Below are 17,369 nucleotides of genomic sequence, written 5' to 3'. Positions count from 1 at the left end.
CATCAGGATTGCCGCTTCTTGCGGTCGCGTCGTTGGGCCAGCGCGGTCGTGTCGCGCGCCCGCCGCTGCCGGCTGACCGGCTGCGCGCCGGGTTCGGCCAGGTCGGCGGCCATCGCGCGGACGGTGGGATGCCGGAACATGCTCAGCCGGGTGATCGGCCGGTTCAGTCGCTCGCGCAGCAGGGCCGTGACCGAAGTCAGGCGCAGCGAGTCCCCGCCGACGTCGAAGAAGTTGTCCTCGGTGCCGACCCGGGCCAGCCCGAGCACCTCGCACCAGATCTCGGCGACCTGCCGTTCCAGTTCGGTGCGCGGCGCCGTGCCGGTGGCCCCGGCCAGTTCCGGGGCGGGCAGCGCGCTGCGGTCGATCTTGCCGTTGGGCGTTTGCGGCAACGACGGCAGCACCAGCACCGCGGCGGGCACCATGTAGGCGGGCAGGCTATCGCGCAGCGCGGCCCGCAGTTCGGCCGCGATCAGTCCGGCGTCGCCGGTCACGTAGCCGATCAGCCGGTCCAGGCGGACCAGCGCCACCGCGGCCGCCACCCCGGGCAGGCGCCGCAGCGCCGACTCGACCTCGCCCAGTTCGATCCGGTACCCGTTGAGCTTGATCTGGCCGTCGAGTCGTTCCAGATACTCCAGCCGACCGTCAGGCAGGTATCGCACCAGATCGCCAGTGCGGTAGGCGACCGGCTCCTCGGCCATAGCGACGAACCGCTGCGCGGTCAGTTCTGGCCGGTCGAGGTAGCCGTTGGCGACACCGTCGCCGGAGAGGTACAGCTCACCGGGAATGCCCGGGGGCACCGGCCGACCGCGCTCGTCGAGCACCTGGCACCGGGTATTGGCGATCGGGCGCCCGATGGTGACCGGCTCACCCGGTCGAACCCGGTCCACGGTGGACCAGATGGTGGTCTCGGTCGGGCCGTACATGTTGTACAGAGCGCCGACTTGCTGGACCAGCCGATCGGCCAGCTCGGCGGGCAGCGCCTCACCCCCGCACAGCGCGCGCAGCGCCGGTGCACCGGTCCAACCGGCCGCCAGCAGCATCTGCCAGCTGGTCGGCGTGGCCTGCAGCACAGTCGGTTGGGCCTGCTCGACGCGTTGGCGCAGCGCGAAACCATCGGCGGCGACGTCCTCCGGCAGGATCTCGACGGTGCCGCCCCGGATGACCGGCAGGTACAGCTCAAGGCCCGCGATGTCGAAGCACACCGTGGTGAGTGCCAACAGCGAGTCCGCGGAGTCGAACCCCGGATGCCGGGCCATGGCGCACAAGAAGTTGACCAGCGCACGGTGGCCGACGCGAACCCCCTTGGGAAGTCCGGTCGACCCGGAGGTGTAGATCAGGTAGGCGTCGCCATCCGGGTCCGACCGGTCGACCGGCGGCGCGGCCGACTCGGTCGCGCTCACCGCGACCGGGGTGACGTCCACGTCGGACAGCGCGTCGCGCAGGCTCGCGTCGGTGAGGACCAGCCGGGTGCCGGAGTCGGTGAGCATGTGCCGGATGCGGCCCACCGGGTAGATCGGATCGATCGGCAGGTACGCCGCCCCGCTCTTGACCACCGCAAGCAGGCTGACCAGCAGCTCGGGCGAGCGGGCCAGGTAGACGCCGACGAACGTGCCGGGGCCCGCACCGAGCTCGACGAGGCGACCGGCCAGCCGGTCGGCGGCCTGGTCGAGCTCGGCATAGCTGAGCGTGCGCTCCCCGGACCGCACCGCGATCGTGTCCGGGGCCGCGCAGGCCAGGTCGGTGACCAGCCGGCTCACCGTGCTCGCGCGCGGATAGTCCTCGGCCGTGTCGTTCCACTGCCGCAACAGCTCCTGCTCGGCCGGGTGCAGCAGGCCCAGTGCACCGACCGGCCGATCGGGTCCGGCCACGGCCTGCTCGTAGAACAGCGCGAGCCGATCGGCCAGCCACAGCGCCTGTTGCTCGGTGCAGTCGTGGAAACCGACCGCGCCATCGGTGTCGATGCCGATGGTCAGCGCGTGGGTCCCGGTCGATCCGCCGGGAAGGACGATCGCGACCGGCAGCCCGGCCCGGGCGACCCCGGTCACGCAGGGTTCGCGCAGCGGCAGATCCCGCCGGTACGGCGAGCGGTTCCTGATCGCCGCAACCTCGGCCCCGACCAGTTCGGCCAGTTCGGCCAGCGTCCGGTCGAGCGCGTCTTCGGGTCCACGCAACGGCAGGTCGGCGGCCAGCAGGGCGTTGCCGGGAACCAGAGCGAGCGCGACATCGCGTTCGCCGTCCCGAGCCAGCCGCGCGAGCAACGCGAACACGCCGGCCAAGGCCATGATTTCCGGCACGGCATCGCCGGTCCGCAAGGCCGGGGGCAGCGCCACCGGGCGCGGTTCGCACGCAACCGCCGCGAGCGCGCCGAACCTCGGCGGCGACAGAGGACTGAGCGCGTCGAGCACTCGCCGCCAGTATCGTTCCTGCCGCAAGCCCGCTCGACCGGCCTCCGTCAGCTCGGCGGCCTCGGCGTCTGAAAACTGCCGGAACCGGGCGTCGGCCAGGGCGAGCGGATCGACGCGCTCGCCGGTGAGGGTGGCCAGGTCCGTGAACCGGATGTCGTTGTCGACGGTGGCCACGGTGAGCACGTCGCGGCCGGCCGCCACGACGGTGCCGGGCGCGGCGACGGAGGGCTGGCCGGTCAGCTCGACCCCGCGCACCGCCAGCAATTCCGGACCCGTCGCGAGCAGCGCGGTGCCGAACGCGTTGCCGCCGTGGCCCAACGTCGTCGCTCGGACCAGCGCGTCGAGTTCGGCCGCCGGCCTGCGCCAGTCCACAAGACCGCCGCGTGGTGCTCCGTCGAAGCGGCCGTGATAAGTGCGCAGGGTGAGATCCTGCGGGGTGCGGGTCGCCGTGCCCGCGGCGAGTTCGTCGACCAGTTCACTGAAACTGTCCAAGGCCGCGTCGAAACAGGCCAGGTTCAGATCGTGCGCCGTACCCGCGGGATCGACCGCGACCGAGCGCTGCTTGAGGATGTCGCCGGTGTCGGCCTCGGTCTCGATCACGTGCCAGGTGACGCCGTACTGCTCGTCGCCGTCCAGGATGGCCCAACTGGTCGCGAACAGGCCCGCGTGCCGGGGCAGCGGTCCGTCGTGGAAGTTCACCGGCAGCCGGGTCGGCAGGGCGAGCACCTCGGCCGAGAGCATTCGCAGGTTGGCGATGCTGAACAGGTAGTCGAACCGCAGCGGCGCCAACCGTCGGGCGAGATCGCCCGCCAACGGCACCGCCGGCAGCCCGGCGCCTTCGGCCCAGGCCAACAGGTCCGGTTCGGGCGAGACCACCGCCAGAACCCGGTGTCCTCGCGCAAGGAGCACCCGCGTGCACTCGACCAGCAGCGGCTCCTCACCGATCACCACGGCGCTGAACGACTCGGTCATCCCCGGCCCCCGCCCTTGGCCGACAGTTCGGCCAACAGTTCCTCGACCTCGTCGTCGGACAGGCTCGCGACCAGCCGCTCGGCATCGTCCGCCGGTCGCGCCGGCTCGGCATCTCCGGCCGGTGGTGCGGGCTCGGCACTGAGGTGGCGGGCCAGGCGACGAATGGTGATCTGCTCGAACAGCAGAGTCGCGGGCTGCGAACCGAACTCGGCTTCCAGCGCCCGGGTCAGTTCCAGCGCAACCAGCGAATCCACGCCGTAGTTCTCGAAGGTGAGGTCGGGATCGAGGTGCTCGGGCGCCATGTCGAGCACCCGGGCGAAGACCGCGGTCACCTGCGCCAGGCCGTCCTGCGCAGCGGCCACGACGGTGACGCGTTCGGCCTCGGGCGCGGGTCGGGGGCCGCGCGTGGCGGGCGCGATCCCGTCGCTCACGGCGGCGATCACGCTCTGGAAAGCCGGACCTGCTTCGGAGATGGGAGAACCAATGCTGATGTCGGTGAAGCCGCAGGAAGCCAGCACGTCTCGCCACTGCCCCGCACTGGCCAGCGGCGAGCGCGGCAGGCGCTGCTCGGGGTCGGTGAAGCTCCACCAACCGGCGGTCAGCCCGAAGATCAGCGCCAACTGCCGCGCCACCCTGGTGCCCTCGACCAACAACAGCACGCCGCCGGCGCGCAACAGCGACTTGGTCCGGGTGAGCGTGTCGGCGAGTGCGGCGGTGGCGTGGAAGACGTTGGTGCCCAACACCACGTCGTACTCCGCGGACGCGCCGTCCGCCTCGATGTCGAGCACCTCGAAGCGGGCGAAGGAATACTCCTCGCCGAACCGCTGCCGGGCCTTGCGCACAAAGGCCGGGGACACATCGGTGAACACGTACTCGACCGAGTCGGAGTGCGCGGCCAGCGCGGCCAACACCGTCGCGCTCGTGCCACCGGTTCCCGCACCCACTTCGAGGATGCGCACCGTGGTCGCGGGCCGGGCCGACAACCGCGCAGTGACCTGCTCGACAACCAGCCGGGCCACTTCCGCGTTGCAGTGGTCGGTGACCGGATCGCCCTGGTAGACCGCTGCGACCCGGTCCGAGGAACCATTCGGGAACAGCACGTCGAGAGCCCGCAGCCGGCCGGTCAGCACCTCCGGCAGGGCAGCGAGGCACTCCCGCAGGAGGGTGGCGACCCCGGCGATGCCGGGCGCGCGAGCGATCAGCGCGTCGAGATCGGAACCCCGTTCGAGGACGGGTCGGTCGGGCACCATGTCCGACAGCGCCTGGAAGAACATGGCGTGCTCCGGCGTGACGGTGCGCTCGGACACGCCCGCCCGGCGCAGCGCCGCCGCGACCAGCCCGGGGACCAGACCCTCCAACTCGTCGACCGCGCGCTGGTGGCGCAGCAGTGCCGCATCGGCCGACGTGGTGCCGGCCAGCCGCACCTTGGGCGACCGGACCGGGTCGCCCGGTCGCACGGTTGTCGCCGTGTCAGGGTCGATGCCGAGGTCAGCCAGGATGCGCTGGTCCGCGTCGAAGGCGAACACCTGGGGCAGCCGAGAACCGAGCACCTGTTCCAGCACGGCCATGCCGGTTTCGGCGCCCAACGGACGCAGGCCAGCCGCTTCGACCCGGCGCAGCACCCGGGCCCGCTCGGAGTCCCCGCCCGCGTGCCAGTAGCCGAGGTTGAGCACGCGCACCGGGAAGGGCAGGATGCGTGCCGCGTGTAGCGCGTAGGCGTCGGCGAACGCACAACCTGCCGCATAGCCGGCCTGCCCGTGGTTGCCGGTGAACGCGACCCCGGAGGAGTAGCACAGCACGAAGTCAAGGGACTCGCCGCGCAGTGCCCGTAGCAGCGTCCACGTCGAGTCGGCCTTGGCGTCGAACGCCTCGCGCAGCCGCTCCGGCGACAGCTCCCGCATGCTCTGGTTGACCAACACCATCGCCGCGTGGAACACACCGTGCAGCACACCGAACTCGTCGTGGGCGACGCGGATCGCGGTCGCCAGCTGGTCTGGCTCGCGGGCGTCCAGGGCGAGGTAGCGCACCTGCGCGCCCGCCGTAGTCAGCTCGTCGATGATGCGCTGCCTGCGCTCGTCCAGCGGGGAACGTCCGACCACGACCAGCTTGGCCCGGTAGGCACGAGCCAGGTGCAGGCAGGTGTCCCGGCCGACGGTGCCGAGGCCGCCGATGACCAGGTACACGCCGCCATCGCGCAGCGCGGGCGGGGCCGGGGACAGTTCGACGGGTTCCAGTTCGCGCACCCGCCGGACCCCGGCCCGCAGGGACACCGGCACCGGCCGGGTCGTGCACGGTTCGGCCACGACCATCCCGGCGGCCTGCCCTGCTTCCGTCGACCGCACGTCGACCAGCGCGATCCGCAGGCCCGGACATTCCTTGCCCGCCACCATGGCCAGCCCGGCGAGGCCCGCGGCCCACGGCGCGGACGGATCGTCGGCGCCGAGCGGATGCACATCGGTCGTGACGACCTTGACGCGCAGCCGCTCGTCGAGCAGTCCGCGCCCGTCCAGGGCGCGCAGCACGCGGAACAGCGAGACCACGCCGCGGTCCGTGATCGCGTGCAGGCCGACCCGGTCGTCCGGCTCAGGCTCTGTCGCGGAGGCCAGGAAGTACACCAGATCGGGTCCGGTCAGCTCTCGGTCGAGTTCGATGTCGGTGAAACCTGGCCGGAGGCGTCGTACGTCGCCGTGTTCGGCGGCGATGGCGTCCGCCAGTTCGCTGTCCGGTCCGACGAGCAGGACCTGCCGGGCGGGTTCGGCGAGGGTGTCGGCCGCTCGCGCTCGCCACACCGGCCGGTAGCCGGGCACAGTCCGCGGCTTGGTCATCCGGTAGGTCAGGCCGAGGAAGCGGACCCGTACCGCGCCCGCGTCGTCGAGCACGAGCACGTCGTAGCGATCGGAGCCGGTCTCCCGCACCCAGGACCATCCGGCGCTGGGCACCGGGCCGAAGAACTCCACCCGGTCCGCCGCGAAGGGCAGCCGCAACCGCCCGTCGCGGCGCGCCAGCAGCGCCGCGACCGTGTGGATGGCCGCGTCGAGGAATCCGGGGTGCAGCGCGTACGTGTCGTCGTCAGGGGCGTGGCCGAGCCGGCTCATCACCTCGTCCGGGCCGAGCCAGACCTGCTGGACCCGACGGAAGAACGGACCGTACGGCAGACCCTGGTGCCGCAACGACTCGTAGAACGCGTCGTGATCCGGTCCGGTGTCCAATCGGGACCGCAGCGCGGCGATGTCGATCGCCTCCGGCGCGGCGGGTGCATCGGTGATGCGGCCGTAGGAGTACGGCGTGCCCTGGGCGCCACGCACCTCGTAGCGGTCCTCCTCGATGACGACCGACACGGACACCTGGCCCTGCGACACGGCCAGCGGCAACGCCCAGCGCACGTCAGCCAGCGCGCGGCCGACCAGGTCGCCGTGTTCCCGCGCGACGAGATCGAGGTGGCCGACCCCGGGCAGGATCGCCCGCCCGTCGACGATGTGGTCGCGCAGCACCGGCGCGTTCGCGGACAACGTGTGCTCGGGCTGGCGCACCACCGCGGTGGGCGCGATGTCCAGCCAGTGCCGGACCCGCTCGAACGGATAGGTCGGCAACGGCACCCGGCGGCGCGGCCGAGGCCGCAGCCGGTCGGCCAGATCCCAGTCGACCGTGATGCCGGCGACCCACATGCGGCCGAGCAGGTCATCCGCACCCGCCTCGATCTGCGCGGCCAGGAACTCCGCACCGCCGACGCCTTCCGCGAACAGACCGGACAGCGACGGATGCTGCTCGACCCGTCCTTGGTGCAGCCACTGGCCGACCTCGCCTCGGCCGATCGCGGCCAGCTTGGCGGCGGCGTCCACGCGGTCCGCCGCGACGAATGCGAGCCGTTGCGCCAGTTCCGGGCGGCCTATGCGCAGTGTGTAGGCGATGTCGGTCAACCGGAGCGGCCCGGTCACCGCCTGTGCCAGGTCGCTCGCGTAGCGACGCAGGCGCTGTTCGTCACGGGCGGACAACACGATGAGCTCGGGTGAGTCCGGATCGGCCGGCGCGTCCGGCACGTATTCCTCGACGATGACGAACGCATTGGTGCCACCTGCCCCGAAGGAACTCACCGAGGCGCGCCGCGGCGAGTCGCGCGGAGCAGGCCAGGGTGCGGCCTCACGCTGCACGGTGAACGGCGAGTGCTCGAAGTCGATGGCCGGGTTCAACTGGTCCGCGTGCAGCGTCGGCGCCAGGGTCGCGTACCGCAGTTGCAGCACCACCTTGGTCAGCCCGGCGATGCCGGCAGCGCCCTCCAAGTGGCCGATGCCGGACTTCACCGAACCGAGCGCGCAGAACCCGACGTCGCCGGTGTAGTTGGCGAACGCCTTGGCCAGTCCGGTGTGCTCGATCGGATCGCCGAGCGCCGTGCCGGTGCCGTGCGCCTCCACGTAGCCGATGCTGCGGGCGTCGATCCCGGACGTGGCCAGCGCCTGTTCGACCAGGGCTTGCTGCGCCTTGGGATTCGGCACCGTGTAGCCACTGGTCCGGCCGCCGTGGTTGACCACGCTGGCCCGGATCACGGCGTGCACGGTGTCGCCGTCGCGGACGGCGTCGGAGAGCCGCTTGAGCAGCACCGCACCGACTCCTTCACCCGGCACGTAGCCGGTCCCGCCCGCGCCGAACGCCCGGCACCGGCCATCGGTGGCCAGCATGGACTTGCTGCTCAGGTGCACATAGCGATCGGGGTGCACGGCCACGTTGACGCCGCCCGCGATGGCGTAGGCGCACTCGCCCCGCCGGATGCTCTCGCACGCCTGGTGCACCGCGACCAGCGAGGCGGAACACGCGGTGTCGATGACGACGCTGGGGCCGCGGAAGTCGCCGAAGTAGGAGACCTGGTTGGCGATCGAGGAGCGGTTGGCCAGCACCACCTGGTGGTTGCCCCGTGCCGACTCGGTGGCGCCGAGCACCGCGTAGTCGTCCCACATGACACCCACGAACACGCCCACGTCGTGGCCCTCACGGCCGAAGGCGGGCGGTGGGATGCGCCCGGGCGGATAGCCCGCATCCTCAAGCGCGGACCAGGCCGTTTCGAGAAACAGCCGTTCCTGCGGGTCCATGGAGCGGGCCTGCTTCGGCGCGATCTGGAAGAACAACGAGTCGAAACAGTCCACATCGGACATGAAGCCGCCCCAGCGGCCGTGGCTATGGCCGGGCGCGGCCGGGGCCTCGTCGTAGAGGGCGGTGGCATCCCACCGGTCGGCCGGGACCTCGGTAACGCAGTCGCGGCCGGCCACCAGGTTGCGCCAGAACTCGTCGAGGTCGGCCGCCTGCGGGTAACGTCCGCTGATGCCGATGATGGCGATGGGCTCGTCGGAGACGGCCGCGCGCGGCGCGGACGCGACCTCGACCACCGGGGCCGGGCGCTCGACCGGCGCGGAGGACTCGCCCCGCGCCGGGGACTGGATGGGCGCGGGGAACAGAGCGGCCACGGCGTCGGGATGCTCGACCAGAATGTGGTCGGTCAGCTCCTCGACGGTGCGGTGCTCGAAAAACACGCTGCCGCTCAGTCCGGGGAAGTCCTTGGCCAGCAACGCGCTGGCATCCATGATCAGCACTGATTCCATGCCGTAGTCCTGGAGCACGACCCGGCTGTCCAGCCGTCCGACGGGGAGCTTGAGCACGCCGGCCAGCACCCCGCGCAGGTGTTCCACCACCTTGCCGCGCGCGCCGTCCGCGATCCGGGCTTCCGGTGACCGAGGGGTGACCGGCGCGAGCGCCGCGCTCACCGTCGCCGGATCGCCCCAGGTCGGCACCTGCCACGGCGCCCCGACGGCCAGAGCGTGCTCGAACACTGCGACGCCCGCTTCACCGCTCAGCGGTCGCATCCCGGTGCGCCGCACATAGTGGGCCAGCTCCGCATCGCTGACCAGATCATCGACACCGCCGACAGCCCACAACGGCCAATCGAGCGAGATACCGACACCGGGCCCGACCCGGTCGCACAGGTAGAGGTCGGCAAACCGGTTGGCGGTGGCATAGCTCGCCGAGCCGAAGTCACCGATCACCGACGAGATCGACGAGAACACCACGAACAGGTCCAGCTCGTCCTCGCGGGTCAGCCGGTCCAGGTTGACCAGGCCGTGCGTCTTGGCGGCCAGCACCCGGGCGAACCGGGCCCGGTCCTCGGTGGCCAGACGTTCCTCGTCGGCCACGCCGGCCAGGTGGAACACCCCGTGCAACGCGCCGAACCGGCTCCGGGCATCGGCCAGCGCGGCGTCCAGCTCATCGGCCCGGGTCACGTCGGCGCGCACCGCGTGCACCTGTGCGCCGAGCTCGGCGAGCGACCGGTGCCAGGCGAGGTCCGGCTCGCCCCGGCCGATCAGGACCAGCGTGGCCCGGTACCGGCGGGCCAGGTGCTCGGCCAGCACCCGGCCGATCGCGCCGTTGCCGCCGGTGATCACGTAGACGCCTTCATCGCGCAGCACCGGTCCTTCGCCGCCGGTCACCGGCCGCAGCACACGTACCGCACGTTCTCCCGTCGCCGTGCGGCTGACCTCCAGCCCGGCCGTGCCAGCCCCCGAACGCAGCTCGGCCGCGACGGCGTCGGCCAGTTCCTCAGCGGACAGACCGGGTTCGACGGCCAGAGTCGACAGTTCGAAGCGGGGTGCCACCGCCCCCGTCGATCGAGCGAACCCGGTCAGGGCGCCGTGCTCCGGTCGATCCCGGCCTTCGTACACGAGGACGCAGCGGACCTTCCCGGACAACGCGCCCGAAGTCACCGCACCGAGTAGGTCAAGCACCCGCGCGCAGACTCGGTCCAACTCTGTCGCCGGGTCGGCGCCGGACGGTTCGAGGACGATCGCCACATCCAGATCACCAGCGACCGAGCCGGTCGGCAGGGGGATCACCCGGCGCCACAGCCGGGCCGCCGCCGTCTCCAGCTCGGGACCCAGCAGGGCCAGGGTGTCGGTCGATCGGCCCGGTACCGGTTCGCCGGTCACCTCCCATTGCGGGGCGTAGCACCGGATCTCCCCGGCGGGAGCACTGGACATGGATCGGCCCACGAAGTCCCGGATCTGGGCCAGCACGTGGCCGTGCTCGTCGTAGAGGGTCAGGTCGAAATGGCGAACCCCGGCCTGTTCAGCAGTCAGCCTGCTGTGGGCCGAGCGGACAGCGTCCAGCTCACCGAACGCGTTGAGCGCGCCGAGGCTGAACGGCACGGCCACCTCGTCCGGCGTGATACTCCCGCCGATCCAGTGACAGGCGCGCAGGGCGCCGTCGAGCAGCGCCGCCGGCGATGCCGCGCCCAGCCGCACCAGGGCTTCGTCGGAACCGGCCCGGATCTCCTCGATGACCTGGTAGGCCGGGCCGTAGTCCAGGCCGGCAGCGTGGTAGTCGGCGTAGGCCCCGGCCCTGTCGCGCACTGGCGTCAGCCGCTCGCGCACCTGATCGACATCCTGGGCCTGCGCGACCTCGGACGGCAGGGCAACGGCTCTGCCCCGGGCGTGGGTGAGACGTGCACCGGACGGTGCGCTGTAGACCTCGAAGCTCAGATCCGGCAGGAAGGACACGTACAAGTCCAGCGCACTGCTCGACAGTTCGGCCGCCTGCCCCCACACCAGGTCGCGCACGGCGTGCCGGACGGTCGGCTCGGCCAGATCAGCGGCAGCGCGGACGAACTCCACCGTGACGGCTCCGGCCAACACCGGCCTGCCGGCCACGATGTGGTCGCGCACCAGGGGATCGCCGGCCCGCAGGGTCTTGCGGAACCGCGTCTCGGCGACCGTCGACTCGTTGGCGTCCACCAGCGGATGCAGAGCGCTGGTGCCCAAGTCGGGTTCCAACGGAAGCCAGTAGCGCTCGGACGCGAACGGATAGCGCGGAGCACGGACCCGGCGCGGTGTCGGCCCGGGGTGGGACTCGTGCCAGGCCAGCCAGTCCACGTCCTGGCCGGCCAGCCAGTTTCGCGCCGATTCCGCCAGCGGCCCGGTCCCGGCTATCTCGGTCGCCGGTCCGCCCTCTGCGAAGCGGCGCAGCGCCGCGACGATCTGCGCCCCGTCCGTGGCCAGCACCGCGAACCGGGAGGCCATGGCCTCCCGGCCCACCTGCGTGGTGAAGCACAGGTCGGCCAACGGAATCCGCTCGGTGTCCAGGAACTCCGCCGCCTGCCCGGCATACTCGCGCAGGCGTTGCTCGTCCCGGGCCGAGAGCAGGTAGAGCAACGGATCGTCGGCCTGCTGAGCGCCCGCCGGCGTGGCGGCGCTCAGGTCGCGTCGCGGCGATTCCTCCACCACCAGGTGCGCGTTGGCGCCACCGGCGCCGAACGAGCTCAGCCCGGCACGGCGCGGCCGGTCGCGGTCCGGCCAGGGGGCCAACTCCCGCTGCACCCGGAACGGCGAGCGCGCGAAGTCGATGTTGGGGTTGAGTTCGGACGAGTGCAAAGACGGCACCAGGGTCTGGTGCTCGAACTGCAACAGCACCTTGGTCAGCCCGGCCACGCCCGCGGCCGATTCGAGGTGCCCGATGTTGCTCTTCACCGAGCCGATCGGCCAGGCGCCGGGCCCGACCTGGGCGTCGGAGTAGGCGTTGGTCAGGCCGGTCAGCTCGATCGGATCACCGAGGTTGGTGCCGGTGCCGTGCGCCTCGATGTAGTCGATGTCGCTCGGGTGCAGTCCGGCGCGGTTCAGGGCAGTGCCGATCACCTTCTGCTGGGCGTGCGGGCTGGGCACCGTGTAGCCATTGGTCCGGCCACCGTGGTTGAGCGCGCTGGCCAGGATGACGCCGTGGATGCGGTCACCGTCGACGAGGGCCTGCCGGTAGGGCTTGAGCAGGACCGCGCCAACCCCTTCGCCCGGCACGTAACCGTCGCCACCGGCGCCGAAGGCCCGGCACCGGCCATCCGATGACAAGTACCGGCCCTGACTCAGGAAGGCGTACTTGTACGGGTGCACCGACACGTTCACGCCGCCGGCGATGGCCAGTTCCGACTCACCGCCGCGCAGGCTTTCGCAGGCCAGATGGATGGCGGTCAGGGAGGACGAGCACATGGTGTCCAGCGCCATGCTGGGACCGGTGAGGCCGAAGACATGACTGACCCGGTTGGCGATGGTCGCGAACGACGACCCGGTCAGCTCCCGCCCACCGCGCAGCGCGTCGACCGCGCCGTGGAACTGGTACTCGCCGTACATGACGCCGACGTAGACGCCGACGGCCCGGCCGGACAGTTCGGCCCGGCGGTACCCGGAGTCCTCCAAGGTGTGCCATGCGCACTGCAGGAACAGACGCTCCTGCGGGTCCATGATCTCGGCCTGGCGGGGCGAGATCCCGAAGAAGACCGGATCGAACCGGTCCACGTCGCGCAGGAAGCCGCCCCACCGGGTGTGGGCCCGGCCCAGCGCCGCCGGATCAGGGTCGTACCAGCGATCGGCGTCCCAGCGATCGGCGGGGATCTCGGTGACGCAGTCGCGGCCGGCCGCCAGGTTGGCCCAGAACTCGTCCAGGTCGTCGGCCATCGGGTAGCGCCCGGCCACGCCGATGACGGCGATCGCGGTGTCCTCGGGTGTGCTCGATGGCAGCGGCCTGCTTCGGCTCGGCCGAACGGCGTGCTCGATCGGAGCCTGGGCCCGCTCGCCGTGTAGTGCGTGTGCGTGGTGTTCGGCGAAGAAGTCGGCAAGTTCGCCCAGGGTCGAGTACTCGAAGAACAGAGTCTTGGACAGGCCGGGGACGTGCTTGTCCAACTCGCGGTTGAGCTGGGTGATCACCAGCGAGTCGATTCCGTACCGGTCGAAGGGCTGGTCCTGCGAAAGTTCGTCCGGGTCGAGCCCGGTCTGCGCGGCGACCAACGTCCGCAACAGCAGCAACGCGGCGGCGCGGTCGCCGTCACCATCACCGTCGCCGGTACCGCCGCCGCGCGGTGGGGCGGCGACCGGAGTGGTGATGCCCGCGGTGATCTTGTCGAGGTCGCCGTAGGCCGCGACCAGCGCACCGGACGCGCCGAGCGCGTGTGGCAGCAGCGCGAGGCCGTCGGCGGTGGGCAGCACGCCGAAGCCGGTACGCGCGCTGTTCTCGGCGGCGGCCTCGGCCGACTGGCGCATGCCGCCCTCGGCCCACAACGGCCAGGCGATGGCGCTCACCCGGCCGCTCCGCTCGGCGTAGGACTCCAGGTAGGCGTTGGCGTAGGCGTAGTCGGTCTGGCCTGCGTTGCCGATGTGCGCGGCGATCGAGGAGAACGCGACGAAGAAGTCCAACGGATCCTCGGCGGTGACCGCGTCGAGTTCGCGGATGCCGGTGACCTTGGGCGCCAACACGTCCGTGAAGTCCACAGCGGACTTGTTCAGCGCGAATCCGTCCCGCAGCACGCCCGCCGCGTGCACGATGCCGTTGAACGGTCCGAATTCGGCGCGGATCGCGGCCAACCGCTCCGGGTCGGTCACGTCAGCACTGCGGTAGATCATCCTGGGGTCGAGTCCGTGCGGAGGTTCCACACCGCGTCCGATCAACACCACCTGCGCGTCGGCCTGGCTCAGCAGCCAGTCGGCGACCAGCCGGCCCAACCCGCCGGCGCCACCGGTGATCAGGTAGACACCGCCGTCGCGGATCGGCACCCCAGGCGCGTCCGGTGCGGCGACCAGGACCGGCACCCGACGCCCCGAGGAGACGTACATGACCTCGGGATCGGTACCGGGACCGGCCAGTTCCCCGCTAAGCGCGGTGAGTTCGTCCACATCGACGCCCAGGCCGACGGCCTGGACCGCGAGCAGCGGGTTCTCCGCCCGCATGGTCCGGGCGAAGGCACCCAATGCGGCATATTCGGGCCGGGGCCCCGTGGCGTCGTGCCGGTGCGTCAGCAGGACGCGAACCGGAGTGGTCGGTCGAGAGCTCAGCAGGTGCCGAACGACCTCCAGCGCCTGCTCCGGTTCGGGCTCGTCCACCACGACGACGGCGGCGTTGGCGAGGTCCGTCACGCCGCGCGCAGCGATGATGTCCGCCAGTCGCTCCCGGCGCTCCGCGTTCTCAGCGATCACCACCCCCGCGCCGTGGATCGGCGTCGCCGCACCGGTCAGCGGGGCATCAGCCCAGGATCGCGTCAAGAGCGCCGACCGTCGGGATCCTCGCAACACCCGGACGACGAGGTCCCGCAGCCGCGCGAGTACCCGGCCGTCCGGCGCGATCAGCGTGATGTCGGCCGTGGCCGACCGGTCACCGCGTTGGCCGACCGTCACCCAGGCGTGACAGGGCCCTGACACCGCTTCGTACGCGATCAGCTCGCCCAGCGCCATCGGCAGAAAACCATCGACGTCCTGATAGGACTGGGCGAGCGTGAGCACGAGCGCGTGCAGCGCGCCGTCAAGCAGAGCTGGATTCAGCAGGGCGCCGTCCAACGCCGAGCCCTCCGGTGGCGTCAGGGTGGCCAGCGCGACGTCGGCACCCAGCACGACCTCGGTCAACGCCCGCATCCGTGGGCCGTAGTCCAGGCCGTACCCGCGCAACGCGGCGTAGCCCGTCACCGCGGCGAGCAGATCGGTGCAGCGGTCCGCCAGCGCCGCCGGGTCGATCGGCGCGGCCGGCTCGATGGGATCGTCCCGCAACCGGCCCGAAGCATGCACGTTTCCGTCGTCGGTCACCTCGAAACCGACCGTGTCGCGCTCCCGCCAGAGCGAGACCAGCGCGGTGCGGGGGCCTGCCGCGTAGGACAGCGGTTGTTCGAAGGAGACGTCCGTGAGCCGAACCGGAGCGCCGAGCGCCAGAACACCTGCGGCCCTGGCCAGTTCGAGGTAGCCGACCGCGGGCATGACCGGTTCGCCGCCCACTCGATGATCGGCCAGGTAGAACTCGTCGCCGGAACGAGAACTGCGGTACGCGGCTCCGTCCAAGTCGGACACGTTCTCGTCCAGCATGGGATGCGGGCCGCCGACGGCGACCGGTGCGATCGGTCCGTCGAGCCAGCAGCGGCGTCCCTCGAACGGATAGGTCGGCAACGGCACCCGGCCGCGCAGCTCGGCCGCGAACCACGCCGCCCAGTCGACGTCAGCCCCGGCCGCCCAGGCTCGGGCGACACCCGCCCACAGCCCGTCCGCGGCGCTCAACGCCAAGCCACGCACGGCCTCGTCCGTCCCCCGCATCGGGAAGCCACCCGACGCTGGTGTTTCATCGGCCAGACGGGCGGCGATCCGCGCCCCGATCCCGTCGCCGTGGCCGGCCGCCGGCCGAATGCCCCAGTCCAGCCAGCAGCGGGCCATCGCGTACTGCACCGCGAACACGGGTCCGTGCGCCAGGGCCGCGTCGTAGTGCTCGGCGAAGGCAGGCTCGACGCGCCACTGTCGCGCGAGATCCTCGGCGTCGGCCAGCTCTTCGGTGAAGACGAAGGACACCACGCCCGCCGCCGGGTGTTCGGGGACCTGCGCAGCGCGCAACGCCCGCGCCAGCGCGGCGTTGTCGGATCCGGTGACCGCGATGCGGTACTCGTGGCGCCGCCGACCGACCGCGAGCGTGTAGGCGATGTCGGCGGCGGGCCGGTCGTCGTCGACGAGGTGATCGGCCAGATTGGTCGCGACGGTGCGCAGCGCGGTCGGCGTGCGGGCGGAACACACCAGCACCTGCGTGGCCCGCGAAGCACCGGCGACCGGGGCGGGCGGCGCCTCCTGGAGCACGGCGTGGGCGTTGGTGCCGCCAATGCCGAACGAGCTGACCCCTGCGCGTAGCGGGCCTTCGGCGGTCCAGGGTGCGGCGTCGGTGCTGACCGTGAACGGGGTGGCGGCGAAGTCGATGGCCGGGTTGGCCGATCGGAAGTTGAGGGTCGGCACAAGGGTCCGGTGCCGCATCATCAACGTCGCCTTGATCACCCCGGCCACGCCCGCCGCGGCGTCGAGATGACCGAGGTTGGACTTGACCGTGCCGATGGCGCAGAAACCGACGTCGCGCGTACCCGCCGCGAACGCCTTGGCCAGGGCGGACACCTCGGCCGGGTCGCCGAGCCGGGTCGCGGTGCCATGCGCCTCGATGTAGCCGATCGAGCGCGGATCGACGCCGGCCACGGTGTGCGCCTCGCGGATGACGGCGGCCTGGCCCGCCACCCCCGGTGCCGCGAAGCTCACCTTGCCCGCGCCGTCGTTGTTGGTCGCCGTACCCTTTATCACCGCGTGGATGGTGTCCCGGTCGGCGATGGCCTCGCGCAGCGGCTTGAGCACCAGCACGCCAACCCCGTTGCCGAGCACCGTGCCGCTGGCTTCGGCGTCGAAGGTCCGCACGTACCCGTCCTTGGACAGGATCGCGCCGTCCTCGTAGAGGTAGCCCTTGGTCTGCGGCAGTTTCACCGTCACGCCGCCCGCGAGCGCCATGTCACACTCGCCGTTGATCAAACCCTGGCAAGCAAGGTGAATCGCGACGAGGGAGGTGGAACATGCGGTCTGCACGGTGTAGCTCGGTCCCTTGAGATCGAGCTTGTAGGACAGTCTGGTGGCGAGGAAGTCCTTGTCGTTGCCCACCATCACGGCGAAGTGGTTGGCCGTACTGGTCTGGTCCACCCGAGGCAGCACCTGCTGCTGCAGATAGGTGTTGATGGCAGCGCCCGCGTAGACACTGATCAGTCCCGGAAACCGCGCCGGGTCATATCCGGCGTCCTCCAACGCGGCGTGCCCGGTCTGCAACAGGATGCGGTGCTGCGGATCGATCATCTCCGCTTCGGCGGGCGTGTACTCGAAATAGTTGGTGTCGAACAGGTCGATGTCAGGTAGCACGCCATGCGCGGGAACGTAACTCGGATCATCCAGCAATCGCGCCGGAATTCCCGCTTCGGCCAGTTCCGTGCGGCTGAACCGGGTGATGCCCTCGCGGCCTTCGCTCAGCAACCGCCAGAAGGCGGAGATGTCGTCCGCGCCGGGAAAGCGGCACGCCATCCCGATGATCGCGACGTCCATCTGCCCTGCCATGTCCTCAGGACTGCTCACTGACCCCCAACTTTCCCCAGCTCATGGACGCACCACCGGACGGCGTGGCCCCCGCCAGCGCACCTATGCTTCGGATCTAAAT

General features: G+C 71.3%; 2 protein-coding genes. Both read right to left on the bottom strand.

The features are described from left to right. Positions 1-2: 2 nt before the first annotated feature. On the bottom strand, positions 3-3,377 hold the full coding sequence (locus ABH920_RS46980; protein WP_370355868.1) for an amino acid adenylation domain-containing protein: 3,375 nt from the start codon (positions 3,375-3,377) through the stop codon (positions 3-5). Further along, the gene (locus ABH920_RS46975) at positions 3,374-17,269 is read right to left on the bottom strand and encodes an SDR family NAD(P)-dependent oxidoreductase (RefSeq protein WP_370355867.1); all 13,896 of its coding nucleotides are present in this window, start codon (positions 17,267-17,269) and stop codon (positions 3,374-3,376) included. Before ABH920_RS46975 ends, ABH920_RS46980 begins: the two co-directional genes overlap by 4 nt. Positions 17,270-17,369: the final 100 nt, after the last annotated feature.

The organism is Catenulispora sp. EB89 (genome assembly GCF_041261445.1).
GTDB lineage: Bacteria > Actinomycetota > Actinomycetes > Streptomycetales > Catenulisporaceae > Catenulispora.
This window is presented reverse-complemented; position numbering and strand designations above follow the sequence as displayed.

Bases quoted from the DNA above. Each gene is read 5' to 3' on its own strand.
- ABH920_RS46980 (WP_370355868.1), bottom strand. From the start codon at position 3,377: ATGACCGAGTCGTTCAGCGCCGTGGTGATCGGTGAGGAGCCGCTGCTG.
- ABH920_RS46975 (WP_370355867.1), bottom strand. From the start codon at position 17,269: ATGGCAGGGCAGATGGACGTCGCGATCATCGGGATGGCGTGCCGCTTT.